Origin of the sequence: Rhizobium sp. N122, assembly GCF_002211295.1 — a bacterium.
Classification (GTDB): Bacteria; Pseudomonadota; Alphaproteobacteria; order Rhizobiales; family Rhizobiaceae; genus Rhizobium.
The window spans coordinates 309,652-332,787 of the sequence record NZ_LOKU01000023.1 but is presented as its reverse complement, the minus strand read 5'-3'; the positions used below and the strand labels follow the sequence as shown (position 1 = coordinate 332,787).

Genomic DNA, 23,136 nt, shown 5'->3' with positions numbered 1-23,136 from the left:
GTTTTCCGTTCGGGATTGCGTGAAAAAAGGCCAGCGGCTCTACGCACGACCCCGCGCCACCCAAAGGACGGCCTCGTAGCGACAGGCCACGGTTAGCGACAATATCTCCCAATCGGATTTCCGGCAGCACCGGGTGGCGCTGCCGGATAGAGGCGTTATCAGGCCGCCCTGGCTTTTCTTGCTGCGGCCTTGCGACGAACGTCCGGCGGCGTCGCTTCCAGGGCAAGGCTGTCGACGGCGGCGTCGAGCCCGATCGAAACCTGGTCCTGGCTGCCGAGGCGGCGGATATTGACCGTGCGCTCTTCGGCTTCCTTTCTGCCGCAGACGATGATGACGGGCACCTTGGTGACCGAGTGTTCGCGGACCTTGTAGTTGATCTTCTCGTTGCGGAAATCGGTCTCGACGTTGAGACCGGCTTCGCGCAGCGCCTCGGCCACTTCGAGCCCGTAAGCGTCGGCTTCCGAAGTGATCGTCGCGACCACCACCTGCAGCGGCGACACCCAAAGCGGCAGATGGCCGGCGAAGTTTTCGATCAGGATTCCGAGGAATCGTTCCATCGAGCCGCAGATGGCGCGATGGATCATCACCGGCTGCGTCTTTTCGGAGTTGCTGTCGATATAGAAGGCGCCGAAACGTTCCGGCAGGTTGAAATCGACCTGCGTCGTCCCGCACTGCCATTCGCGGCCGATCGCATCCTTCAGCGTATATTCGAACTTCGGCCCGTAGAAGGCGCCCTCGCCCGGCAAAATGCCGGTCTTGATGCGGCCCTCGGACTGCGCCTCGATCGTCTTCAGCACGTCGGTCATCACGGCTTCGGCGCGATCCCAGAGTGCGTCGGAACCGACGCGTTTTTCCGGCCGGGTGGAAAGCTTGACGACGATTTCCTTGAAGCCGAAATCTTCATAGACCGACAGGATGAGGTCGTTGATCTTCAGGCATTCGGCGGCCATCTGCTCATCGGTGCAGAAGATGTGCGCGTCGTCCTGCGTGAAGCCGCGCACACGCATCAGCCCATGCAGCGCGCCCGAAGGCTCGTAGCGATGGACCAGGCCGAATTCGGCGAGACGGATCGGCAGTTCGCGATAGGATTTCAGCCCGTGCTTGAAGATCTGCACGTGGCCGGGGCAGTTCATCGGCTTCAGCGCAAAGACGCGATTATCCGCTTCCTTGTCTTCCGGATGCGTCATCGCATGCGCCGATTTCACGGCGAACATGTTTTCCTGATACCAGCCCCAGTGACCCGAGGTTTCCCAGAGCGCAGTGTCGAGTACCTGCGGTGCGTTGACTTCTTCATAATCGACCGCGAGCCGGCGACGCATATAGGAGACGAGCGCCTGGAAGATGCGCCAGCCCTTGCCATGCCAGAAGACGACGCCCGGGCCTTCTTCCTGGAAATGGAACAGATCCATTTCGCGGCCGAGCTTGCGGTGGTCGCGCTTTTCAGCTTCCGCAAGCATGTGCAGGTAGTTGTCGAGGTCAGCCTGGTCAGCCCATGCCGTGCCGTAGATGCGGGACAACATGGCGTTGTTGCTGTCGCCGCGCCAATAAGCGCCGGCAACCTTCATCAGCTTGAAGGCCGTGCCGATCTGCCCGGTGGAGGCCATATGCGGGCCGCGGCAAAGGTCGAACCATTCGCCCTGATTGTAAATCTTCAGATCCTGGCCAGCCGGGATCGCGTCGACGAGTTCGACCTTGTACTGCTCGCCCTTGGCGGCAAAGACTTCCTTGGCTTTCTCGCGCGACCAGATCTGCTTGGTGAAGGGCGCATTGCGGGCAATGATCTCCTTCATCTTCTTCTCGATCCTCGGCAGATCGTCGGGCGTGAAGGGCTCGTTCTTGGCGAAGTCGTAATAGAAACCGTTTTCGATGACCGGGCCGATCGTCACCTGCGTGCCGGGCCAGAGCTCCTGCACGGCTTCAGCCATGACGTGCGCAGCATCATGCCGGATGAGCTCCAGCGCGCGGCCGTCCTTGCGGGTGATGATCTCGATCCTGCCATCGGTGACGGCATCGGAAAGGTCCTGCACAGTGCCGTCGAGCGCAATGGCGACCGCGCTCTTGGCGAGCGATTTGGAAATGGATTCGGCGACATCCCTGCCGGTTGCGCCAGCTGGAAAGCTGCGCATGGAACCATCGGGAAATGTCAGGGAAATGGTTTCAGACATCGAAATTCTCCTTGTCCAGTCCCGCCAACGAATGCGGGTGGTTGAAACGCAAGCGCCTCCGTTCTTTGGATGCGCCGCCGCCTGATACTCAGATTTGCGGCGCTAGTAAAGGAGAAGCGAGGCGAAACGAAACACAGCGCCTATCCGCCATAGCTTCCCGCATAGCTCTTGAGAGCCGATTTCAAGAGTTGATCGATTTCATCGTCGATAGACCCGTCGTAAAGGCCGCGCCGTGACAGGCTCCTCTTTAGCGCTGTGCGCGTGAAAGGCGAAAACACCTTCAACTCATCGGCAATCTGCCTGTCGCCCTGCTGGATCGCGAGAAGGATGTTCTCGGCCGCATTATCGGAGCTGAAGGTCGCATCGTAAGCATAGGCAAGTCGATAGGCGGCTCTTCGGTACCCCGCGTCGGCGGCTCGGAGATACCATTTGATGGCTTCTTGCCGGTTGACAGCAATTCCGAGGCCATCGTCGTAGAAACGCCCGAGCGCGAACATGCCGCCGGCCGAATTCAGCGCGGCGGATTTCTTGTAATATTGGAATGCGATAGCCTGATCTTGATCCTTGCCGTTCTCGTAATACCACGCAAGATTAAGAGCGCCGGCCGCAGATCCCGCATCGGCCGCCTTCTGAAACCAGTTGCGGGCGATGGTCTGGTCCTCTTTGGTGCCAATGCCGTTCTGGTAGTAATAGCCGACGGCGTTCATCGCTTCAGGATATTGCTTGAAGGCCGCCATCATGAACCAGCTGAGCGCCTTGGAGCGATCAATAGGCACGCCCTGCCCATATTCGTACATATCGCCCAGGGAGTATTGGGCTTTCGCATTTCCATAGGCCCCGGCCTTCGTCAGCCATTCCAGAGCCTTGCCGAAATCCTTCAGGTTTCCATCCGCTCCTCGATAGAGAGTCCCGAGCCTGTACATCGCGTCGGCAGATTTCTTGTTCGCCGCGGCTTCGTACCACTCGATCGCTTTCGCATAGTCGCGAACGACCCCATCGCCATCCTCATATTTGATGCCGAGCAGGATCATCGCCGTGGCGTTATCAGCGGCCGCGCCTTTTTCCAGATAGTCGATCGACTTGCCGTCGTCCCGTGGCAGATTGGCATCATTGGCGTACATTTCGCCAAGCTCGGCGAAGGCCTCGATATATCCGTTCTCCGCAGCGGCCTTGAACCAGTGTACGGCCTCTCTCGAATCCTGAGCAGTACCTTCGCCTCTTTCATACATTAGCCCAACACAATATTGGGCCTTGGCCGAACCACTTTCGGCGGCCTTGAAATACCAGGCAAAGGATTTTTTGGCGTCGACAGTCGTACCCGTACCGTCATAGGAACGGTCCGCAACTTCAAGATATGCGTCCTCATCTCCTTCGTTGGCCGCCTTCTGGAACCATTCGAAAGCTTTCACCGCATCCTTTGGAAGACCGCTGCCGTTTTCATAACCGTAGGCAAGGACCCGCATGGCATAGGTGTCGCCCGAAGCTGCCGACTTCTCGAGCCACTTAACGCCGTTTTCGACGTCGCGAGGACCACCCGTTCCCATATAGAGCGATTGGCCGAAATGTCGGGCGCCGCTTGAATCTCCGAGTTCGGCAGATTTTTCATACCAGATGCGGGCTTCGCCTTCGTCTGCCGGCACACCTTTACCCTGCTCATATATACTGCCCACATCCGCCATGGCCCGGGCATCTCCGCGAGAGGCGGCTTCTTTCATCCAGTACATGGCTTGGTCATAGCGCGGATCGGGCATGTTCAAGAAAAGCCTAGCCTTGCCGCGATAGGCAGCGACTATCTGTTGCGTAATTGCCTGATCCAGCAGGGCCTCTGCCTTCGCGAAGTCTCGCTCCGTTTCCTTGCCCGCGATGTAAACGTCTGCCAGCGTCCTCATCGCGCTGCCGTCGCCAAGGGCCACGGCCTTATCGAGGAGATCGAGCGCCGTCTTTTTCTGCACCTTGTCCCCATCCTTCAGATAAAATCGAGCAAGGGTCCTCATCCCATCGGCGGAGCCTTTCCGCACCAGTTCGTCCAGCATGGTAACAGCGCGTTCGGCGTTCTTTTCCGTTCCAATACCTCTTGTGTAAAGGAATGCGATGTCCGTTATCGCTCTCTCATCGCCCTTTTGTGCTGCGGCAGAAAGCAATTCGAAAGCTCGCGCGGCGTCGACCGAAACACCGACCCCATCCAGATACATCCAGGAAAGCGATCTCTTGGCCGGAACATAGCCCAGCCGTTCTGCAAGTTCGAAATAGGACCGCGCCATGACGAAGTCCTGCGGAACGCCCCATCCCAGCTTATACATCTCTCCGAGATAATCGGCGGAGCGCGGATCGTTTGCTTCTCTTGCCTTTCTCAGCCAGGACAGCGCGGTATTGAAATCGCGCTCACGTCCGAAACCGTAAGCAGATGCCGCCGCCAGATAATCCATGGAGGGAGCGTGCCCCTGGGCTGCCAATTCCTCGAATCCGGCAAGTGCCGGCTCATATTGCTGAAGATTGAACTTGCTGGCGAGCCAGAAATAACGGGCGTCGATGGAGCTTGGCTCTGCCTCCAAATAGGCTTCGCAAGCGGCAAGCGCATCCCGCCAGTAAGCGAGATTGTTGATTTCTACGTCATCACGCGCCAGATGGCGGCACCTGGCGCCGGATGTAAGGTCCCCGCCACTCGCCCAGGTTATGGGAGAAGTGGCGATGGAGACAACGAGAAGAAGTGACGCGGTTGCGAGATAAGTGAAAAACTTCATTTGCACGGATTTTCAAAACCAGGAGAGGAAATACACAAATATCTGCGACTTATTCAACTGCAAGTGCATTTTTCAACTCGCGGTGAAAACTTTCAGAGACGTGCTCTTCGTGCATCTAGAGCAGCATATCCGTCAGGCCGCACACCGTGTTCCAATTGCGCATCGTCCCGATGCCGAGCCGCTTGGTCGTCAGTGCCGAAAGCAATTTGGATTGGCTGGGTTTGCCGGCGAAATCGATCCAGAGATCGCCGCCGACAATGGCGATGCGCTGTCCCTCCGTCATCAGCGGTTTCAGCGCCTCCACCTTCTCAGGATCGACCGGCAGCCGCATCACCCGGACAATGACCTGGTCGCCGCTGCCGTCCCTGAAAGGATTGGTGCCGCACAGCGCCATCCAGGTGCAGTCGCTGCGCACGATGATATCGACATGTTTGCCGAATTTCTCTTCGAACCCTTCTTCCAGCGCGACCTCGAGTTCGTGCGGCCTGACATCGTCGGCCTCGAAAACCAGATTGCCGGTGGAAACAAGCGTGCGCGGCTCGCGATAGCCAAGCTCTTTGGCGAGCGCGCGCAGATCTTCCATGATGACGCGGCGGTCGGGCGTCAGGACGATGCTGTGCAGAAGCGCGACGAACATGCCCATGGCCCTCACTCTCTCTTGCGTCCGACGGAGAAATACCGCCACGGCGTCCACCAGCGGAATTTGTCGTCCAGTCTCTCCGGCACCTGATCGAGGCCGCTGGTGCCGCCGGGGCCGCAGCGGCCGACGCGAAACAGCGTCATCCAGCCGCCGGCCCACAAGCCGTGACGGGCGATCGACTCGTAGCCATATTCGGAGCAGGTCGGGATATGCCGGCAGGAATTGCCGACAAAGCCGGAAAGCATCAGCTGGTAGAGACGGATCAACCCCATGCCGAGCAGGCGGTCGGGGCTCTTGCGGAACGGACCGGTATAATTGCGGGAAGTGCGTGCGGCCTTTTCGCGCGGCTTGTCGGGCCCGGCGGCGCCACCGTCGTCCTCATCGCCTGCCTGCAGGGCGCAGAACTCGCACATCTCAGTTACGCCTCGACAACCTCAGCCCGTTTCGCCTCGATCTGCCCGATCGCATCGACAACCGCATCGAAGGTCAGCATCGTCGAGGCATGGCGGGCCTTGTAGTCCCGCACCGGCAGCAGATAACGCATGTCTTCGAACCGTCCCTCGGGCCCTTCCCCATCCGCCTTCAGCATGGCGAGCATATCCTGGCGCGCCTGGCGCACTTCGCCCGATGTCGCGCCGACGACATGGCGCGCCATGATCGAGGACGAGGCCTGGCCGAGCGCGCAGGCCTTCACGTCATGGGCAAAACCGGTGACGGTATCGCCGTCCATCTTCAGCCAGATCCTCACCTTCGAGCCGCAAAGCTTCGAATAGGCCTGGGCGCTCGCATCGGCATCCGCCAATGTGCCGGTCAACGGAATATTGCCGGCGAATTCGAGGATCTTGCTGTTGTAGATGTCGTCCATGTTGGATTTCCGCTCCAAAATCGCTGCGGATCGGCCTCAATAAGGGCTGTTATTGTTATTGAAACAAAAAATACACCGTGTCATCTGAGGATACTTACATACGATGGCCGTATTCCTATATGTATGTCGTTCGAAGGCCATGAAAATGCAATGGCCTCGTGTAAGTTTGATTGGGAAACCGTGCCGGACGGGTGTTGAATGCACCTCGAAAGCCCCGGAGCCTGCCAAAGGTGCATGAATTCCCGCATGGGATTGACCAGTGGCGATTCCGACAGATCGGTCCGCGGTGCGGACCAGGAGACCATTGTTCATGGACGCCATCGTAAAGAACTTTCCGCAGACGAGCCGCGATTCCGATCGCCCTTCCCAGCAGGAGGCGGAAGAGGCCGTTCGCGTTCTGCTGCGTTGGGCCGGTGAGAACCCGGCCCGCGAAGGGCTCATCGAAACGCCTGCCCGTGTCGTCAAATCGTACCGCGAGCTGTTTTCCGGTTACGACATGGCGCCGGAAGACGTGCTCGGCCGCACCTTCGAGGAGGTCGCCGGTTACGACGACATGGTCCTCGTCAAGGACATTCCGTTCTTCTCGCATTGCGAACACCATATGGTGCCGATCATCGGCAAGGCGCACGTCGCCTATATGCCTGATGGCCGCGTACTCGGCCTGTCGAAGATTGCCCGTGTCGTCGAGATCTATGGCCGCCGCCTCCAGACGCAGGAAACGATGACGGCGCAGATCGCCCGCGCGATCGACGATACGCTCAACCCCCGCGGTGTCGCCGTGATGATCGAGGCCGAACATATGTGCATGGCGATGCGCGGCGTTCAGAAGCAGGGCTCGACCACCTTGACGACGACGTTTACGGGTACGTTCAAGACCGAGCCGGCCGATCAGGCCCGTTTCATGACCATGGTGCGGAGCCGCTGATACCGGCTCCCTCAGGAGGGCCGCGATGAGTCACATGATCTTCAATCAACCATCCGAGGACAAGTCGGCGTTGGAAGACGCCGGCGATTTCACGCCGCGTTTCGACGACCGTGGCCTGATCACCGCGATCGTCACCGACGCCGACGACGGCGAGCTGCTGATGGTGGCGCACATGAACGCCCAGGCGCTGGCGCTGACCATCCAGACCGGCACGGCCCATTATTTCAGCCGGTCGCGCGGCAAGATCTGGAAGAAGGGCGAGACCTCCGGCAATCTTCAGACGGTGAAGGAAATCCGCACCGATTGCGATCAGGACGCCATCTGGCTGAAGGTCGAGGTCGCCGGCCACGATGCCACCTGTCACACCGGCCGCCGCTCCTGCTTCTATCGCACCGTCACGCTTCAGGACGGAAAGCCGATGCTTGATATCGTCGACGACGAACGGCATTTCGATCCGCAGGACGTTTACGGAAAATAGGCTCGGAAACTGAGCCGGAATTTCCCGGCATCTGCTCCTTATTGCGCCAGAAGTCGCCTCTATATACCATTTGGAAACCGATCGGGCACACTATCGGAAACCATGTGTTCTGCTGGGAGGGGAACGCCATGCTGAGCTGGAATTTGCATCGTCAAAGCTCTGAAGGCGAGGGTTCCGGTTCCGGCATGTCGACCACGATCGAGACGATCCCGCCTCCTGCACCCGTCAAGAGAATCAAGATCGCCCTGGCGCTCGGCGGTGGCGCGGCCCGCGGCTGGGCCCATATCGGCGTGCTGCGCGCCCTCGACGAGGCGAAAATCGAGATCGGCATGATTGCCGGCACCTCGATCGGCGCGCTGGTCGGCGGCTGCTATCTCGCCGGCAAACTTGATGAACTCGAAAGTTTCGCCCGCTCGCTGACGATGCGGCGAATCGCCAGTCTGCTCGATCTGACCATCGGCGGCAGTGGCCTGTTCGGCGGCATGCGGCTGACCAAGCGCATGCAGGAACATCTCGAAGGCCTGAATGTCGAGGATCTCGACCGGCCCTTCGTCGCCGTCGCCGCCGAGGTCAATACCGGCCACGAGGTCTGGATCGCCAATGGTTCGCTGATTACGGCGCTGCGCGCTTCCTATGCCCTGCCCGGCATTTTCGAGCCGGTGCGCAGCAATCACCGCACGTTGGTCGACGGCGCGCTGGTCAACCCGGTCCCCGTCTCCGTCTGCCGCGCCTACGAGCAGCCGCTGGTCGTCGCCGTCAATCTCAATTACGATCTCTATGGCCGCTCGGCCGTCGTCCGGCACAATGCCAGCCTCTCGCCGCAGGAGGTGCAGAAGCAGGAAGAGGCGCCCTATGCCCGTCTCGGCATGACCGGCGTCATGGTGCAGGCCTTCAACATCATCCAGGATAGAATCGCCCGCGCCCGCCTGGCCGGCGACCCGCCGGATATTTCGCTGCAGCCGCGCCTAAGCTATATCGGCCTTTCCGAATTCCACCGCGCCGGCGAAGCGATCGAACGCGGCTACGAGGAAGCGAGAGCCAGGCTGCCCGAAATCAAACGCATGCAGGAAATCTACGCCAACCAGCCCTGACGTCCAGCCCCCTCACACATTGTCCAAAGCGCGTCGGCGTTTTGGGACAACGATCAGCCAAACGAGCCGGCGAAAACCTCAGCCGGCGATATAGGCCTTGATCTCCTCGGCCTCGCGCTCGACTTCGGCGATGCGCGATTTCACCACGTCGCCGATCGAGATGATGCCGGCCAGCTTGCCGTTGCTTTCCACCGGCACGTGGCGGAAACGGCGGCTGGTCATCAGCTCCATCAGCTCGTTGACGGTCGTCTCCTCATGGCAGCGGTAGACTTTCGCGGTCATCACCTGACCCAGCGGCTGGTCGAGGCCGTCCTTGCCGTGTTTGGCGATCGCATGCACGAGGTCGCGCTCGGTGAACATGCCGGAAATCCGGTTCTCCATGCCGACGACGACGATAGCGCCGATCTTCTTCTTGCTGAGAATGACGGCCGCCTCGGCGACGGTCGTGTTCGGCCCGGCGGTGACGACGTCCCTGCCCTTCAGGTCGAGGATTGCTTTGACTGACATTCGAACCTCCTATGTCCGTGAAACACTTGTCACAGGCATCCGCGGCGGTTTCTCCCCCCAGCGCGGATAGGTCAATCGTGCACCGCCCGGCTCAGGATTGCAACAGATCCTTCTCCGTTCCCGCAGGTTCCGCAACAGGTGGGCGCGGTACCCGATCGAACAACGAAAACAGCAGGAAACCGAAAACGAAACCGCCGATATGCGCGTCCCAGGCAATGGCCTGGTCGCTGTCGCCGACGAGCGGGATGCCGACGGCGATCAGGGCGTTGCCGACCAGCCAGAGCAGCATGAAAATGACCACGGTGCGGCTCTGCAACGCCTCGACGATGGAAAGCCGGGCATTGAGATGCGCAGGCAGCATCGGCCGCCGTTCAGCCGGAAAGGCAAATCGGCAGGCAGCCCCCATCAGCCCGGAGATGACGCCCGACGCGCCGATCAAAAGCGTTACATCCCCCCAGTTCAACACCGCATGCAGGGCGGCGGAAGCGACGGCTGAGAACAGCCAGAAGAGCACGAATCGCAGCGTCCCGATGCGGCGCACGACCGGCGCGCCGAAGGCCATCAGCCAGAAGCCGTTGAAGACGATATGCTGGACGCTGCCATGCAGCAGCGAATAGGTGACCGGCGTCCAGAACAGCTCCGGCCCCTGCTGCGACAGCGGAATCACATAACGGGCGGGCACGAAACCGAACGTGAAGAACAGCCAGCTCATCGCATCGTCGGAGAGCACGAGTTCCTGCACCGCATAGATGACGATAAGCAGGCAAAGGCTGAAGAACAGCGCCGGCGGAAGGTTGAACACAGGCACGCGCGGCGGCTTTGCCGGCGGCTGGACCTCGGGAGGTTCGGGCGCCTTATGCGGCTCGGCCGTCTGCTCATTCATTTCAATATCGCCTCGTTGAGGCCACAGCCATACAGGAGCACCTGTCAAAAAAAAAGCCGTCCGAAGTGCCGGACGGCATACCGGGAGTTCAAGGAAAGACCTTGGCCCGGGCAGGTTGTGCTGAACTTCGAAAGTCGAAGCGATGGACGGACAGTGTCACAACGGGCGCCGCACCTCAATCGAAACCCTTTCTTAACCTTAACCGCCCGGAGTTGGCATGAAATCCGCAAGGTAGAGCCTGTAGGGGCAATGAGTGCCCGAAAATGATCCGGAATGGGACAGGTTGGTGAAAAATGCGTGTGCAAACGACCATCGAAATTTTTGACTACTGGAACCGTATTCGCGGCGCTGCCGATGCGCCGCTGAAATCGCAGGTCGAACCCTCCGCCGTCCCCCATCTGCTTCAAAGCCTGTTCATCCTCGAGACCCGAGAGGAAGGTGACATCGGCTTCCGGCTCGCCGGCACCCGCATCTGCGACCTGTTCGGGCGGGATCTGCGCGGCGCACGTTTCTCCTCACTCTGGGCAAACGGCCAGCACGCCGACATCGAACGCACGGCGATGGGCGTCATGGACCACGCCATGCCGGCCCTGTTCAACGCCACCGGCTACAGCACCGTCGGACATCAGGCCTCCTTCGAGATCATCATGATGCCGCTGCGCTCGCCGGGCGGCGCCTGTGACCGGCTGCTCGGCGCGATCGCCCCCACGGCGGCCGCGAGCTGGCTGGAGATCGTACCGCTCGAATTCCTGGCGCTCGACCGCAGCCGTCTGCTGCCAGGAAAATTCGGCAATGCTGAAGCCGCTGAGCTGCGCCCGATCAACGAAATCGTCGCCGGCAGAAGCGCCGGTTTCGGCCAGGTCATGCGCCGCATGGTGTCGCAGCTGCTGACGAGTGCGGAGGTGCGCTGACAGTCCCGTTTCAGGACATCGGGCATACTCGTTTTCGGCTATATGAGAATGAGGCAAAACAACCTTCTGTTAATGGATTGCGGGTAATGATCGGTCTCTCCGATTTCATAAAGAAGCCTTTTTATGCACTCGTTCCAGCCAGCTCAGACGCAAAGACCTGCGCCGCGCCCTGAACAGGGCGTTTTTCAGCGTGTGCCCATCAATATGCAGGGCCGGCTGATGCTTGCGAATTACGAGGAGTTCGAATGCATGGTGATCGACATGTCGCCCGGCGACATGTACGTCACCTGCCTCGGCCGGCCGCGCACCAACGAACGTGTCGTCGCCTATATCGACCATCTCGGCCGCGTCGAAGGTTATGTCCAGACCATCGATGGCCGCGGCTTCACCATGTCGATCAATGCCACCGAGCGGAAGCGGGAAAAGCTCGCCGCCCAGCTCACCTGGCTTGCCAACAAACATGAGCTCGGCCTGCCGGAAGATCGTCGCCATGACCGTCTGACGCCACGCGATACGAACACCGAACTGACGCTCGAGGACGGCACGCGTTATTCCTGCCGTATCATGGACCTTTCGTTGTCAGGCGCCGCCGTCGATGTCGAGATGCGCCCGTCGATCGGAACCGCGGTGCGGCTCGGCAACATGCGCGGCCGCGTCGTCCGCCATTTCGTCGAAGGTGTGGCGATCGAATTCCTGTCGATCCAGTCCCGCGAGACGCTGCGCGAATTCCTCTAAGAGACCACCGATTGCGTGACTGCCGCGAAAGCGCTTGCCGGCGCGCACCTGGTCAGGTCGTGTTGAAATGCCTCGCTTTCAGGGCAAGAAATCTGCCGGCGGCAATGAATCCGGCTTGAGAAAACAGGCGCGAAATCCTGTCGCAAGTGGTTCCAACCATCAAGCCATAGAAATTATGAGTCGAACAACCTGCGACAGGGGTAGAACGATGTCGGCTCTCTATCCGGAAATCGAACCCTATGATCATGGCCTGCTCGACACGGGCGACGGTAACCTGATCTATTGGGAGGCCTGCGGCAATCCGGGGGGCCGGCCGGCGCTGGTGCTGCACGGCGGGCCGGGCTCCGGCTGCTCGACGACGGCGCGGCGCCATTTCGATCCCGATGCCTACCGAATCATTCTGTTCGATCAGCGCAATTGCGGCCGCAGCCTGCCGAGCGCTGCCGATCTCAAAACCGATCTCTCCCTCAATACCACCTGGCATCTTGTCGGCGATATCGAGCGGCTGCGGCTGTTCCTCGGCATCGACGCCTGGCTCGTGTTCGGCAATTCCTGGGGCTCGACGCTGGCGCTCGCCTATGCCGAGACCCATCCGCAGCGCGTCGCCGCGATCGTCATATCAGGCGTGACCACCACAAGACGCTCGGAAATCGATTGGCTCTGTCGCGGCATGGCGCCGCTCTTTCCGGAGGAATGGCACCGTTTCCGCCAGGCGGCTTCTGCGGACAGCCAGGAGCGAGATCAGGATATGGTCGCCGCCTATCATCGCCTCCTCAACCATTCCAACTCCGAGACGCGGCTGAAAGCGGCCCGCGACTGGCATGACTGGGAGGCGGCCTCCATCCTGCTCGCCGATCCTCAAGGCCTGCCGCGCCGCTGGGCCGATCCGGCCTATCTGCTGACGCGCGCCCGCGTCATCACTCACTATTTCGTCAACGGCGCCTGGCTGGAGGACGGCCAGCTTTTGAACAATGCTGGTCGGCTGACAGGCATTCCAGCGATCTTGCTGCAGGGACGGCTCGATATCGAGGCGCCGCTGGTGACCGCCTGGGAACTGGCGCGCGCCTGGCCGCAAAGCGAGCTGCAGATCCTTCCGCATGCTGCCCATTCCACCGCAAATCCCGATATGAGCGCCGCGATCGTCGCCGCCACCGATCGATTTCGCGATTTCCAGCAAAAATAATTTTGCCGCTGAAAACTGAAATCCGAGCGATCGTCCGCTTTCGGCCGGCCGAATCGGCCAAATCCGGCTGCATTGCCCGACCAGAGCACGACGCTTGGCCGCGGCCGGCCTTATCCGGCTCAACGAAAATCCCTTAACGCCAGGACGGCAATGCAGGCTTTTCTCAAACGAAAGCCTTGTTGCGGGAATTACAATTTTAATCGAATTCGAGACAAATGCGCGTCGAATTTTACGCGCATTCGAGATTGTTTTTAGCCAGATTTTATCGGCATTTGAATCAACTAAGTCTTTAATTCTATTGCGGAATTTTCCGTGAGATAAAAACGTCCGTGTCATTGTCGCCTCAACTTACGGGGAGACGGCAATGACAACTGCAAACATCTGGAAAGGCGTCCTTCTGGCCGGTGCCCTGATGGCAATGGCGGGTTCGGGACAGGCGATGCCCGCCAGCATGGCCCTGGCGGGCAATGCCAGCCCGCCGATCGGGCATTATGAATTCTGCAAGGCGAATCCGACCGAATGCGCCTTTGCCGGCGGCGATGCCGGGCCGGCCATCCTCACCGAGGATCGCTGGAAGGAAATTCTCAAGGTCAACTACACCGTCAATTCGACGATCCAGCCGGAGACGGATGAACAGATTTACGGCGTCGAAGAACGCTGGGCCTATCCGACAACCGTCGGCGACTGCGAGGATTACGTCCTGCTGAAGCGCAAGATGCTGATCGAAGACGGCTTCTCGCCATCCGACACGCTGATCACCGTCGCGCTGCAGCCGAACGGCGAAGGCCATGCCGTGCTGACTGTTCGCACCGATCACGGCGATTTCATCCTCGACAACATGCGCAACAAGGTGCTGCTGTGGTCGGATACCGAATACACCTATCTGAAGCGCCAGTCCGCCGACAATCCGGCCCGCTGGTCGAAGCTCCAGGACGGCCGCGCTGTCGCGGTTGGTAGCGTCAAGTAAGAATAGCCTGCGGCCCGGTCAGTCCCCGCATCCCGTCCCCGACCGGGCCCCAAGAGCCGTTCCCGCTGTCCCGGGAACGGCTCGCTCTTTTTCGGGGCAGGCTTTCGTCCCAAGACGACCCACACCCCTGACGTCTTAGCGAATTATTAACCGTGCCGGTCTGATCATGCCGATCAGATTCATCATCGGCACCGGCGGCTCATGTTCTTCCTGCGGCGGACCGAAACACGAAGCACCGCCATGAGCCACGCCGCGCACAGCGCACCCGACGAGCAGCCGCTTTTTTCCATGGGCCTTCTCCTCCGCACGATGGCGGTGATCGCCGTTCTTGCGGTCCTGACCGTCGCCATCAGCATCGGCGGCCGGTGGTTCGGCCGGCATATATCGCTTGCCGGCAACACCGACAGCACGGCTGACATCACGCTGGCCATCGGCCGCGACACCGTGAAACTCCCCGAAAACGCCATCCGCTTCCCCAGCCAGCGGCATGACGGTGCGGCCGAGCGTGTCGATCTCTACCTCGCCTGGCCTGAGATGCAGGGCTACGGCAAGGAAAACCACCTTCGATTCGACGATATCGGCCAATCCTCCGGCCTGATCTTCCTGCAGATGACCCAGAGCACCATGTCGCGCGACATGTCCGGGCGGCTGGAGCCGATCTATTCGCACCTGCTCGAAGGCCCGGCCGAGCCCTTCCGCGATAGCCTGACACTGCACCGTCTTCGCGCCGACGCGGGTTACGGCGACGAGGTGCTGCTGACGGCGCCCGTCAAAAACGGGCCGGATTACGTCGTGCGCTGCATCTTGCCTTCTGTCCCGGACACGGCGGCGAGCGGCGATTGTCAGCGCGATATCAAGGTCGGCAGGGATCTCAGCGTTCTCTACCGATTCTCAAGCAGCCATTTGAATGACTGGGAACATATTGATGCCGCTATCCGCACCTTTGTGGAAGCGCGTCTAATGAACCGTTCTGCGACAAGTCCCTAAAATGCTTCCCGGACAGCGAAATAAACGATTCATCATAAACGGATTGGTAACGCCCAATCGGTAAATTCTAAAGACGGGCTGTGCTGCGGGAGGCGTGCCATCCCGGCGCCGAATATCCGAATGCCAAACAACTGAAATGCAAGCGAAGAGTGGAATAGTGTCAAGGTCAGTCTCCTCCGTATCATCGTCCCGATCCGGCAGCTTTTTTGCAAAGCTCATGGCGATTCTTTCGGTGGCCCTCACGGTCGTCCTGGTCGATTCGGTCAATGCCGAAGCGGAAGCGGCGAATTCGAAATATGCGGGCATCGTCGTCGACGCCAAGACCGGCAACGTTCTCTACAGCGAAAATGCCGACCGGCTGCAATACCCCGCCTCCCTGACCAAGATGATGACCATCTACATGACCTTCGAGGCGCTGGAGCAAGGCCGCATCCGCTTGGATACGCCGGTTCCCTTCTCCGCCCATGCGGCAGCCCAGGCGCCGACCAAACTCGGCGTTCGCGCCGGCGGCACGATCACCGTCGAACAGGGCATTCTCGGCCTCGTCACCCTCTCGGCCAATGACGCGGCAACCGCGCTCGGCGAAATGCTCGGCGGCGGCAGCGAGGATCGTTTCGCTCAACTGATGACCGCCAAGGCGCATGCGCTCGGCATGACGCGCACGACCTATCGCAACGCCAACGGCCTGCCGAACACGGCACAGATGACGACGGCGCGCGATCAGGCCCGTCTCGGCATCGCCCTTCGCCAGCATTTTCCGCAATATTACGGCTATTTCTCCACCCGCGCCTTCAAGTTCGGCACCCGCACGATCCGCAGCCACAACCGCCTGGTCGGTTCGGTGCGCGGCGTCGACGGCATCAAGACCGGGTATACCCGCGCTGCCGGCTTCAATCTCGTGAGCTCTGTGCAGGTGGACGGCAAGTCGATCGTCGGCGTTGTGCTCGGCGGCGCCTCGACGCCTGCCCGCGACGCCCAGATGCGCAATCTGATCGCCACCTACCTGCCGAAGGCATCGAGCCGCGGCGGATCGTCGGCGCTGATTGCTGAGGCAGCCCCTGCCCCGGCGATGATCGTGACGCCCGCTCCGGTCATGCCGCAGAAGGCTCAGCCGCAAGTGGCAAAGACGATCACCGCAGCACAGCCGCCGATTTCGGCAGCCGCCGCCGATCTCAGCCTGCCGCACAAAGGCCCGCTGCCGGATGCGCGCTATCAGGTCGCCGAGACCGAGGTCGCCTATACCGAGACCGCTCAGCCGAAATCCGACAATCCGCTGGTAGCCCAGCCGATGCCGGCGCCGACCAAGGTCAAAACCATGACCTTCAAGCAGCAGGCGAAGCCGGCACCCGCTTCCATGCGGCCGGAACAGGCCGATACGGCAGTCGACAACGTTACCACCGCCTCGACCACGCCTACCTCGGCCAGCGCCGCTTCAACCGATAATGGTCCGACCGGCTGGGTCGTGCAGGTCGGCGTCTCGCCGAGCCGGCAGATGGCCATGGATCTGCTGGAAAGCGCCAAGAGCAAGGGCGGCAAGGCGCTGGCCTCGGCAAAGCCTTTCGCCGTCGCCTACGCCGCCGGCGGTGACCAGCTTTACCGCGCCCGCTTCGGCGGTTTCGAAGACCAGCGCGATGCGGTCAATGCCTGCAAGGCCTTGAAGAAGGCGGGAATCAAGTGCTGGGCGGCTGCCCAATGAGCTATTCGATGCTGCCTGCAAGATGGCCGGCGGCGTCGGTAACGGCCGGAATCGGTGTTTGCGTTTCCGGCCACCGTTCTTGAACTCGATCAGTATGGCGTACGGGGAAAACAATGGCGATCAATGAGAATGTTCCGGGAATGCCTTCAGACCGCCGCATGGCGGCCAAGGGGCGTTCGTCGCTGCATCCGTTGCACGAGGCGGCGATGCGGCTGGCCGAGATCGGCCTGCAGCGGCCCAAGGCTAAATCTCCGAAGACCCGCGACCTCATCAACCTGCTGCTTTGCCATGGGGCCCGCGCCTGGCGCTATTCCCAGCCCGAAGCCCGCATCCATCTGCATGTGACCTCGCCTGACGGCAGCGCGCCGGTGCAACTGCGCCTGCGCTGAAATTGGTGCTACCGCGCAGAACCAGGACGCGTTTTGGGCGGCAGAGGTTAGAGTAGACCGAGTTCCGTCAGCTCGCGGCGAAGGTCCGCGGGCATTTCGACAATACCGGCGCCAAGGCTCATCAGGTCGCGCGGCACGTCGTCTTCAGTGTAATAACGCCAGCCCTGGAAGGGACGCTTCGGCTGCACAGCCGTCTCGATGACCTCCGGGCCGAGCATCAGGCGGCAGCGTGAAATGCCTTCGCCGTCGGTGAAGGTCTCGATGCCGAGCAGCTTCTGCCGCGCCTGCACCTGCCCCTTGATTACCCAGTAGAGCGAGCCGCCATCGAGCAGCTCTTCCATGCGTTTCGGCACCATGCGCGTCGTGTGCACCGAATGCGGCTCGAGCCCGGCGGCGATGGCGCTGAGCGAGCGTTCCGCCACCCATTCGCGCAGATCGTCTATCGAGTCGGCGCCGACACAGAGTTTGATGAGATGCAATGCCATGCCGCCGTTGAAATCCTTTTGGCGGCGGGCGTCAAGCACCTTCGTCAATGTTCCTGGCCTTCTTCTCACGGCCGAAGCGATTGCAATGATACAGGCCCGCCCGCCCCTCGGCTGTCGGCAACTGGCTTGCCATCCGGGCGGGTCGGCGCGCTCTGAGCGATCCGCGCGCTGCTCCCCATGCGACAGATATATTCCCGATCTATCGGGATTTGCTCTTACTCGACTGATGCAGGGTCGGGAACGGCGACGGCCCATACCGCCATTGCGTCCAGTATTGCCTTTGCCTCATAGCCCAACGGGGTGAGTTCGTATTCCACCCGGGGCGGAACTTCGGCGTAGATCGTGCGAGTGACAATCCCGTAGGTCTCAAATTTGCGCAGACGACTTGTCAAGGTATGAGGACTGATCCCTGGAAGCGCGCCACGCAGTTCGTTAAAACGCCGCGTGCCGGCAAGCAACTCGCGCACAATCAGCGTTGCCCAGGGCCCTTCCAGGAGAACTAGAAACCGCGCCACGCCGCATTCCGGAAGTTTCGTGCTCACGTGTAAAAATTTCCCGATAGTGCATTTGATGTAACTGATGCATTCCCTGTAGCACGGGGCAGCGTCCGACACAATTTGCCGTTCATAGACGGTACGGGGTCGCGCGCGTCACTCTAAGTACAGGAGATCCACTCTGTGACCTATGTTATCCATGGCGCATCTGGCGCCCAAGGCGGGCCTGTTCTCGCGGCCTTGAAATCCTCCGGAAAACCGGTCGTCGCCGTCGGCCGTCAACCGGGTGCGCTTGGTGACGGTACGCCGGTCATTGGTGCCGACTATCATTCTATCGAGCAGATAACGGGTCTCTACCAGCGGGCGAGCGGTGTCTTCGTCCACCTCCCCATCGGCTCACCCGACGAACAGCGCACATATGCAAGCAATATTGCAGCGGCACTTGCACAGGCGCGTCCGCCCCGCGTGGTCATCTCAACCAGCGGTCATATCATCGACCGGCCAAATTCCGTTCTGCAGCAACCTCGGGATGGCGCGATACCCTCCCTCCTAAGGGAATTGGCGGAGGCAGGGTTGAATCATGTCGCTATAGCGCCCCGGCTGTTTCTGGAAAACCTGTTGCTGATGCTTGGCGGAATTCGTTCAGAGCACAAGTTGCGCTACCCGCTGAGGGCGGATATTCCGGTCTCGTGGGCCTCCCATCTTGATGTCGCGGAGGCGGTCAATAACCTGTTCGATCGCATCGATATAGGCGGCGTTATCGCCATCGGTCAGCATCCGGGGATAACAGGCCACGATCTGGCGCAAGCGTTTTCCGACCATCTGGGAAAGACCGTCGTTTACGACGCGCTTGCGCCTGAACAGTTCGGAGCGTCCATAGCTCAGTACGTGGGTGAAGGTGCCGCAGCCGGCATTGCGGCTTTCTACACCGCGATCAACTCTCAATCCGACCACAGCTTCGAGATCACGCAAAGTGCTCAGCAGCGCCTGGGCCTGACGCCACGCACGACGGCTGAATGGTTGAATAAACTGACCGTGTAAAGATGCTTCACGCGAGGGGTCTGTCTCAACGACACAGCCCCCTCTTTTAGGCCGCACGCCACCGTGTGCCCTGCCGGGAAACGGGGTTGCCGGGCATCACTTCGGATCCTCGACGACGTGCGCGGGCTTCCCCTGTAAGCGCATCCTAAGCAGGCATTACAAGCTCAGCACTCGACGACGTTGACGGCAAGGCCACCCGTCGAGGTTTCCTTGTATTTCTCGCTCATGTCGTGGCCGGTCTGGCGCATCGTCTCGATACAGGCGTCAAGCGGCACGAAATGCTGGCCGTCGCCCTTGACCGCAAGGGAAGCCGCGGTGACCGCCTTGACGGCGCCGAGTGCGTTGCGCTCGATGCAGGGAACCTGCACCAGGCCCGCGACCGGATCGCAGGTCATGCCGAGATGATGTTCGAGCGCGATCTCGGCGGCGTTTTCGATCTGCTCCGGCGTGCCGCCCATAACGGCGGCAAGGCCCGCGGCCGCCATCGCCGCCGCCGAGCCAACTTCGCCCTGACAGCCGACCTCGGCGCCCGAGATCGAGGCATTGTGCTTGATGATGCCGCCGATCGCCGCAGCCGTCAGCAGATAATCGCGGATGCCGTCCTGGTCCCAGTCCTCGTGGAAATGCTCGTAATAGCGGATCGTCGCCGGAATGACCCCGGCCGCACCGTTGGTCGGCGCCGTGACGACGCGCCCGCCGGCTGCATTCTCCTCGTTGACGGCCATCGCATAGACGCTGAGCCAGTCGTTGGCGAGCAGCGGGTTGACCCGGTTGCTGCGCCACTCCTCCTCCAGCTTGTCGTGAATTCTGCGGGCGCGGCGCTTGACGTTGAGGCCGCCCGGCATGATGCCATCGACCTTGAGGCCACGCTCGATGCAGGAGCGCATCGCCTCCCAGATCCGGTCGAGCCCCTGATCGAGTTCCTCGCGCGATCGCTGGCTCTCCTCGTTCGCCCGCTTCATCTGCGCGATCGACAGCCCGGAACGCTCCGCCATCTCGAGCATCTGCTTCGCGGTGGAGAAAGGATAGGGCACGCGCGTGCCGCCGGCCGCGTTCTTCTTCGCCCGCATCTGTTCCAATTCGGTGTCGGTGACGACGAAGCCGCCGCCGACCGAATAATAGACGCGCTTGATGAGCAGCCGGCCGTCCCGGTCAAAGGCGGAAAAGACCATGCCGTTGGCATGGCCGGGCAGCGGCTGCTTCTTGTCGAAGATCAGGTCGGTCTTCGGCTGGAACTGATAGGCGGGATGACCCTCGGGCGTGATGCGGCCGGTGCGCTCGACCGTATCGATGATGCCGTCCATCCTGTCGGGATCGACACTGTCGGGCGCCTCGCCCATCAGGCCGAGAATGACCGCCCTGCCCGTGCCGTGGCCGATGCCGGTATGGGCAAGCGAGCCGTGCAGGCTGACCTTGATCGCGACGACCTGCGCACCCGTGGATGGGCGCGGCCATTCGTCCGACAGAATCAGTGCGAGAAACCGGTTGGCGGCCGACATCGGACCCATCGTATGCGAGCTCGACGGCCCGACACCGATCTTGAAGACATCGAATACCGAGAGAAACATGAATGTGCCTTCTGATTACGAGGATGCAAGCTTAAGCGACGCCGGTTTTCGATCCGCGCGGGCCACCGACATCGCATGCAGCCGGTGCGACATCGGGACTGCACACTAAAACGATGAGGCCCGCCTTACCAGTCATTGCAGCATTTCGATGCATATGTAAGGTGGCCGCACTTCATGCGGAGACTGAATCACCGATGACGACGGCGGACTATATCGCTCTGGCCTTCTTTGCCTGTGTCTGGATGGGCTATTCCTGGCTGCTGAAGGGCCGCACCTTCTTCGGCCGCACCAGCCTGACCCATGCGATGACCGAACGGCGGCGCGAATGGATCTACAATTCGCTGCGCCGCGACCTGAAGATGATCGACACCCAGATCATGGCCGGCCTGCAGAACGGCACCGCCTTCTTCGCTTCGACCTCGATCTTTGCGATCGGCAGCTGCTTCGCCTTGCTCGGGGCGACGGAGAAGGTCGACGCCGTCTTCGCCGACCTGCCCTTCGTCCTCCATGGCGGCCACGCCGCCTTCGAGATGAAGGTCGGCGGGCTGGCGGCACTTTTCGGTTATGCCTTCTTCAAGTTCGGCTGGTCCTACCGGCTGTTCAACTATTGCACCATCCTGTTCGGCTCGATCCCGATGCTGCGCGACGCCGAGGGCGACATAATCGCCGCCGAGCGGGCCGCCGAACGCGTCATCCGCATGAATGTCATTGCCGGCAGCAATTTCAACGAGGGCCTCCGGGCGATCTTCCTGTCGATCGGCTATCTCGGCTGGTTCATCAACCCCTATGTCTTCATGATGACGACGGCGATCGTCATCTTCGTGCTGGCGCGGCGGCAATTCTTCTCGCAGGCGCGACTGGCGATCATGGATGCCGGTCCGCCATCGAATCTCCACCTTTCCGCTCTCCGCCGCGACATGCCGTCGAGCGACGGACGTGATTTGCCCGAGGGACTGTGATGACATTGCCGACAATCGAAGCCGACGCGGCGGCAACACCGCCGCGCATCGGCCTGTTGGACACGGCGCGCGGTGTCGCGCTGATCGCCATGGCGAGCTACCATTTCAGCTGGGATATGGAGTTCATGGGCTATCTCGCGCCTGGCACGGCCGAGACAGGCTGGCTGAAAATCTATGCCCGGGCGATCGCTACGACCTTTCTCTTCATCGTCGGCATCAGCCTGGTGCTGTCGAGCAAGCCGGAGATCCGCTGGCCGTCCTTCTGGAGGCGATTCGGCATGATTGCCGCAGCCGCCGCCGCGATCTCGATCGCGACGCGCATCGCGATGCCGAACGAGTGGATCTATTTCGGCATCCTGCATTGCATCGCGGTGCTGACGCTGATCGGCATCGTCTTTTTGAGGCTGCCGCTCGCCTTTACGCTGATCGCCACGCTGGCGCTCTTTGCCGCCTGGTTGACCGATAATTTCGGCCCGCCCGGGCTGCTGCGGTCATCCTTTTTCGATCCGAGATATCTGGCCTGGATCGGGCTCGCCGCGATGCCGGAACGCTCGAACGATTACGTGCCGCTGTTTCCCTGGGCGACGCCGTTTTTCGCTGGATTGAGTTTTGCCTCGATCGCCATCAGAACCAGGCTGCTGCATCGGCTTGCTGCCATCGGCACCGGTTCCTGGTGGCCGGCAAGGCTCGGCCGCCACAGCCTTGCCTTTTACCTCATTCACCAGCCGGTGCTGATCGGCGTCGCTTACGGGCTGTCCCTTCTCGTCCCGCCGCCGCAGCCGGATCCGGCCGAAACTTACCTAAAGCAATGCAACTCCACTTGCGTCATGCAACAGGGAGAAGCGCTCTGCCGCAGCTTCTGCCAGTGCACGCTGGAGAAATTGCAGGGCCAAAACCTGTTGGCTCAGCTACAGGCCAACGAAATTGACGTCGAGAAGGATGAGCGGGTCCAGACGATCGCCGGCGAATGCAGCGCCGAGGTCGAGCCTGCGCCACCGTCTCCGCAGTGATCAGGTGGTGACGCCGATTTCGGCGAGACGGCCGAGGCAGGCCTCTTCGATATTGTCGAGCTCCACCAGCGTGTCGTCGATATCCTTGCGCTTCTGGCGCAGGTCATCGCGCTTCTCGTCGACGCGCTTCATCAGGAGCTTCAACTGACCGAGTTCGCCCGGCGGCTCCTTGTAGACCTGGATGATCTCGCGGATCTCCGCAATGGTGAAACCGATGCGGCGGCCGCGGAGGATTTCCCCGATAAGCCGTCGGTCGGCCTGCCGGAAGAGACGGGTGCGCCCGCGCCGTTCCGGATGGATCAGTCCCTCGTCCTCGTAGAAGCGAAGCGTGCGCGTCGAGACCCCGAATTCCCGCGTCAGCTCCGTTATGCTATAAAATTTGTTCACCAGCATGTATTCCCCGTCATGAACCGGCA

At 61.0% G+C, this 23,136-nt stretch carries 24 protein-coding genes; 13 read left to right on the top strand and 11 right to left on the bottom strand.

Annotated elements, in window-relative coordinates:
• Positions 1-158: 158 nt before the first annotated feature.
• The 5 genes from thrS to ATY75_RS18410 all read right to left on the bottom strand — a co-directional run bounded on the left by thrS (position 159) and on the right by ATY75_RS18410 (position 6,411).
• Positions 159-2,165: a threonine--tRNA ligase gene (gene thrS, locus ATY75_RS18430; RefSeq protein ID WP_088938683.1), complete on the bottom strand. Its 2,007-nt coding sequence runs from the start codon at positions 2,163-2,165 to the stop codon at positions 159-161.
• A 140-nt stretch (positions 2,166-2,305) separates the two neighbouring features.
• Positions 2,306-4,906, bottom strand: a complete 2,601-nt coding sequence (locus ATY75_RS18425) for an SEL1-like repeat protein (RefSeq protein WP_088938682.1) — start codon at positions 4,904-4,906, stop codon at positions 2,306-2,308.
• A gap of 115 nt (positions 4,907-5,021) precedes the next feature.
• Positions 5,022-5,549 (bottom strand): DUF1697 domain-containing protein, encoded by a 528-nt coding sequence (locus ATY75_RS18420; protein ID WP_064838550.1) that lies wholly within the window; start codon positions 5,547-5,549, stop codon positions 5,022-5,024.
• Between the two features lie 5 nt (positions 5,550-5,554).
• Positions 5,555-5,959 carry a membrane protein insertion efficiency factor YidD gene (gene yidD, locus ATY75_RS18415; protein ID WP_088938681.1) on the bottom strand — a complete coding sequence of 135 codons (405 nt, stop codon included), beginning with the start codon at positions 5,957-5,959 and terminating at the stop codon, positions 5,555-5,557.
• Positions 5,960-5,964: 5 nt separating this feature from the next.
• Positions 5,965-6,411, bottom strand: a complete 447-nt coding sequence (locus ATY75_RS18410) for an iron-sulfur cluster assembly scaffold protein (RefSeq protein WP_088938680.1) — start codon at positions 6,409-6,411, stop codon at positions 5,965-5,967.
• A 310-nt stretch (positions 6,412-6,721) separates the two neighbouring features.
• Here ATY75_RS18410 and folE point away from each other — a divergent pair, with 310 nt between their 5' ends.
• The 3 genes from folE (at position 6,722) to ATY75_RS18395 (ending at position 8,905) form a co-directional block, all read left to right on the top strand.
• The gene (folE, locus tag ATY75_RS18405) at positions 6,722-7,336 is read left to right on the top strand and encodes a GTP cyclohydrolase I FolE (RefSeq protein WP_064838553.1); all 615 of its coding nucleotides are present in this window, start codon (positions 6,722-6,724) and stop codon (positions 7,334-7,336) included.
• A 25-nt stretch (positions 7,337-7,361) separates the two neighbouring features.
• On the top strand, positions 7,362-7,814 hold the full coding sequence (hisI, locus tag ATY75_RS18400; RefSeq protein WP_088938679.1) for a phosphoribosyl-AMP cyclohydrolase: 453 nt from the start codon (positions 7,362-7,364) through the stop codon (positions 7,812-7,814).
• Positions 7,815-7,942: 128 nt separating this feature from the next.
• The gene (locus ATY75_RS18395; RefSeq protein WP_064838555.1) at positions 7,943-8,905 is read left to right on the top strand and encodes a patatin-like phospholipase family protein; all 963 of its coding nucleotides are present in this window, start codon (positions 7,943-7,945) and stop codon (positions 8,903-8,905) included.
• Positions 8,906-8,983: 78 nt separating this feature from the next.
• Here ATY75_RS18395 and ATY75_RS18390 read toward each other — a convergent pair whose 3' ends face one another.
• Positions 8,984-9,412: a CBS domain-containing protein gene (locus tag ATY75_RS18390; protein ID WP_007629157.1), complete on the bottom strand. Its 429-nt coding sequence runs from the start codon at positions 9,410-9,412 to the stop codon at positions 8,984-8,986.
• 91 nt (positions 9,413-9,503) lie between these two features.
• Complete coding sequence (locus tag ATY75_RS18385; protein ID WP_088938678.1) at positions 9,504-10,295, bottom strand: rhomboid family intramembrane serine protease; 792 nt, start codon at positions 10,293-10,295, stop codon at positions 9,504-9,506.
• 293 nt (positions 10,296-10,588) lie between these two features.
• Here ATY75_RS18385 and ATY75_RS18380 point away from each other — a divergent pair, with 293 nt between their 5' ends.
• The 7 genes from ATY75_RS18380 (at position 10,589) to ATY75_RS18345 (ending at position 17,163) form a co-directional block, all read left to right on the top strand.
• Complete coding sequence (locus tag ATY75_RS18380) at positions 10,589-11,206, top strand: PAS domain-containing protein (protein ID WP_064838557.1); 618 nt, start codon at positions 10,589-10,591, stop codon at positions 11,204-11,206.
• A gap of 123 nt (positions 11,207-11,329) precedes the next feature.
• A complete protein-coding gene (locus tag ATY75_RS18375; protein WP_064838558.1) occupies positions 11,330-11,941 on the top strand; it encodes a PilZ domain-containing protein in 612 nt (203 codons plus the stop codon).
• Between the two features lie 208 nt (positions 11,942-12,149).
• A complete protein-coding gene (gene pip, locus ATY75_RS18370) occupies positions 12,150-13,124 on the top strand; it encodes a prolyl aminopeptidase (RefSeq protein WP_088938677.1) in 975 nt (324 codons plus the stop codon).
• 364 nt (positions 13,125-13,488) lie between these two features.
• Positions 13,489-14,091, top strand: coding sequence for a transglutaminase-like cysteine peptidase (locus ATY75_RS18365; protein WP_088938676.1), 603 nt, complete (start codon positions 13,489-13,491; stop codon positions 14,089-14,091).
• 201 nt (positions 14,092-14,292) lie between these two features.
• Positions 14,293-15,078: a hypothetical protein gene (locus ATY75_RS18360; protein WP_088938675.1), complete on the top strand. Its 786-nt coding sequence runs from the start codon at positions 14,293-14,295 to the stop codon at positions 15,076-15,078.
• A gap of 136 nt (positions 15,079-15,214) precedes the next feature.
• Complete coding sequence (locus tag ATY75_RS18350) at positions 15,215-16,774, top strand: D-alanyl-D-alanine carboxypeptidase (protein WP_088938674.1); 1,560 nt, start codon at positions 15,215-15,217, stop codon at positions 16,772-16,774.
• A 113-nt stretch (positions 16,775-16,887) separates the two neighbouring features.
• Positions 16,888-17,163, top strand: a complete 276-nt coding sequence (locus ATY75_RS18345) for a hypothetical protein (RefSeq protein ID WP_003586322.1) — start codon at positions 16,888-16,890, stop codon at positions 17,161-17,163.
• Positions 17,164-17,210: 47 nt separating this feature from the next.
• Here ATY75_RS18345 and ATY75_RS18340 read toward each other — a convergent pair whose 3' ends face one another.
• Complete coding sequence (locus ATY75_RS18340; RefSeq protein WP_003579422.1) at positions 17,211-17,648, bottom strand: DUF1489 family protein; 438 nt, start codon at positions 17,646-17,648, stop codon at positions 17,211-17,213.
• A gap of 215 nt (positions 17,649-17,863) precedes the next feature.
• The gene (locus ATY75_RS18335) at positions 17,864-18,190 is read right to left on the bottom strand and encodes a helix-turn-helix domain-containing protein (protein WP_088938673.1); all 327 of its coding nucleotides are present in this window, start codon (positions 18,188-18,190) and stop codon (positions 17,864-17,866) included.
• Positions 18,191-18,325: 135 nt separating this feature from the next.
• Between ATY75_RS18335 and ATY75_RS18330 the strand changes: the two genes are divergently transcribed.
• A complete protein-coding gene (locus tag ATY75_RS18330; protein WP_088938672.1) occupies positions 18,326-19,183 on the top strand; it encodes an NAD(P)H-binding protein in 858 nt (285 codons plus the stop codon).
• Positions 19,184-19,347: 164 nt separating this feature from the next.
• Here ATY75_RS18330 and ATY75_RS18325 read toward each other — a convergent pair whose 3' ends face one another.
• Positions 19,348-20,751: an L-serine ammonia-lyase gene (locus tag ATY75_RS18325; RefSeq protein WP_064838563.1), complete on the bottom strand. Its 1,404-nt coding sequence runs from the start codon at positions 20,749-20,751 to the stop codon at positions 19,348-19,350.
• 194 nt (positions 20,752-20,945) lie between these two features.
• Here ATY75_RS18325 and ATY75_RS18320 point away from each other — a divergent pair, with 194 nt between their 5' ends.
• Together ATY75_RS18320 and ATY75_RS18315 are read left to right on the top strand one after the other, a co-directional pair.
• Complete coding sequence (locus tag ATY75_RS18320; RefSeq protein WP_065092341.1) at positions 20,946-21,710, top strand: DUF599 domain-containing protein; 765 nt, start codon at positions 20,946-20,948, stop codon at positions 21,708-21,710.
• Positions 21,710-22,720 carry a DUF1624 domain-containing protein gene (locus ATY75_RS18315; protein WP_088938671.1) on the top strand — a complete coding sequence of 337 codons (1,011 nt, stop codon included), beginning with the start codon at positions 21,710-21,712 and terminating at the stop codon, positions 22,718-22,720. The genes ATY75_RS18320 and ATY75_RS18315 overlap by 1 nt, the downstream gene beginning before the upstream one ends.
• Here the strand turns inward: ATY75_RS18315 and ATY75_RS18310 are convergent, their stop codons facing one another.
• Positions 22,721-23,113 (bottom strand): MerR family DNA-binding transcriptional regulator, encoded by a 393-nt coding sequence (locus ATY75_RS18310; protein WP_064838566.1) that lies wholly within the window; start codon positions 23,111-23,113, stop codon positions 22,721-22,723.
• Positions 23,114-23,136: the final 23 nt, after the last annotated feature.

Coding starts and splice junctions, on each gene's coding strand:
- thrS (WP_088938683.1), bottom strand. CDS start 2,165: ATGTCTGAAACCATTTCCCTGACATTTCCCGATGGTTCCATGCGCAGC.
- ATY75_RS18425 (WP_088938682.1), bottom strand. CDS start 4,906: ATGAAGTTTTTCACTTATCTCGCAACCGCGTCACTTCTTCTCGTTGTC.
- ATY75_RS18420 (WP_064838550.1), bottom strand. CDS start 5,549: ATGGGCATGTTCGTCGCGCTTCTGCACAGCATCGTCCTGACGCCCGAC.
- yidD (WP_088938681.1), bottom strand. CDS start 5,959: ATGTGCGAGTTCTGCGCCCTGCAGGCAGGCGATGAGGACGACGGTGGC.
- ATY75_RS18410 (WP_088938680.1), bottom strand. CDS start 6,411: ATGGACGACATCTACAACAGCAAGATCCTCGAATTCGCCGGCAATATT.
- folE (WP_064838553.1), top strand. CDS start 6,722: ATGGACGCCATCGTAAAGAACTTTCCGCAGACGAGCCGCGATTCCGAT.
- hisI (WP_088938679.1), top strand. CDS start 7,362: ATGAGTCACATGATCTTCAATCAACCATCCGAGGACAAGTCGGCGTTG.
- ATY75_RS18395 (WP_064838555.1), top strand. CDS start 7,943: ATGCTGAGCTGGAATTTGCATCGTCAAAGCTCTGAAGGCGAGGGTTCC.
- ATY75_RS18390 (WP_007629157.1), bottom strand. CDS start 9,412: ATGTCAGTCAAAGCAATCCTCGACCTGAAGGGCAGGGACGTCGTCACC.
- ATY75_RS18385 (WP_088938678.1), bottom strand. CDS start 10,295: ATGAATGAGCAGACGGCCGAGCCGCATAAGGCGCCCGAACCTCCCGAG.
- ATY75_RS18380 (WP_064838557.1), top strand. CDS start 10,589: ATGCGTGTGCAAACGACCATCGAAATTTTTGACTACTGGAACCGTATT.
- ATY75_RS18375 (WP_064838558.1), top strand. CDS start 11,330: ATGCACTCGTTCCAGCCAGCTCAGACGCAAAGACCTGCGCCGCGCCCT.
- pip (WP_088938677.1), top strand. CDS start 12,150: ATGTCGGCTCTCTATCCGGAAATCGAACCCTATGATCATGGCCTGCTC.
- ATY75_RS18365 (WP_088938676.1), top strand. CDS start 13,489: ATGACAACTGCAAACATCTGGAAAGGCGTCCTTCTGGCCGGTGCCCTG.
- ATY75_RS18360 (WP_088938675.1), top strand. CDS start 14,293: ATGTTCTTCCTGCGGCGGACCGAAACACGAAGCACCGCCATGAGCCAC.
- ATY75_RS18350 (WP_088938674.1), top strand. CDS start 15,215: ATGCAAGCGAAGAGTGGAATAGTGTCAAGGTCAGTCTCCTCCGTATCA.
- ATY75_RS18345 (WP_003586322.1), top strand. CDS start 16,888: ATGGCGATCAATGAGAATGTTCCGGGAATGCCTTCAGACCGCCGCATG.
- ATY75_RS18340 (WP_003579422.1), bottom strand. CDS start 17,648: ATGGCATTGCATCTCATCAAACTCTGTGTCGGCGCCGACTCGATAGAC.
- ATY75_RS18325 (WP_064838563.1), bottom strand. CDS start 20,751: ATGTTTCTCTCGGTATTCGATGTCTTCAAGATCGGTGTCGGGCCGTCG.
- ATY75_RS18320 (WP_065092341.1), top strand. CDS start 20,946: ATGACGACGGCGGACTATATCGCTCTGGCCTTCTTTGCCTGTGTCTGG.
- ATY75_RS18315 (WP_088938671.1), top strand. CDS start 21,710: ATGACATTGCCGACAATCGAAGCCGACGCGGCGGCAACACCGCCGCGC.
- ATY75_RS18310 (WP_064838566.1), bottom strand. CDS start 23,113: ATGCTGGTGAACAAATTTTATAGCATAACGGAGCTGACGCGGGAATTC.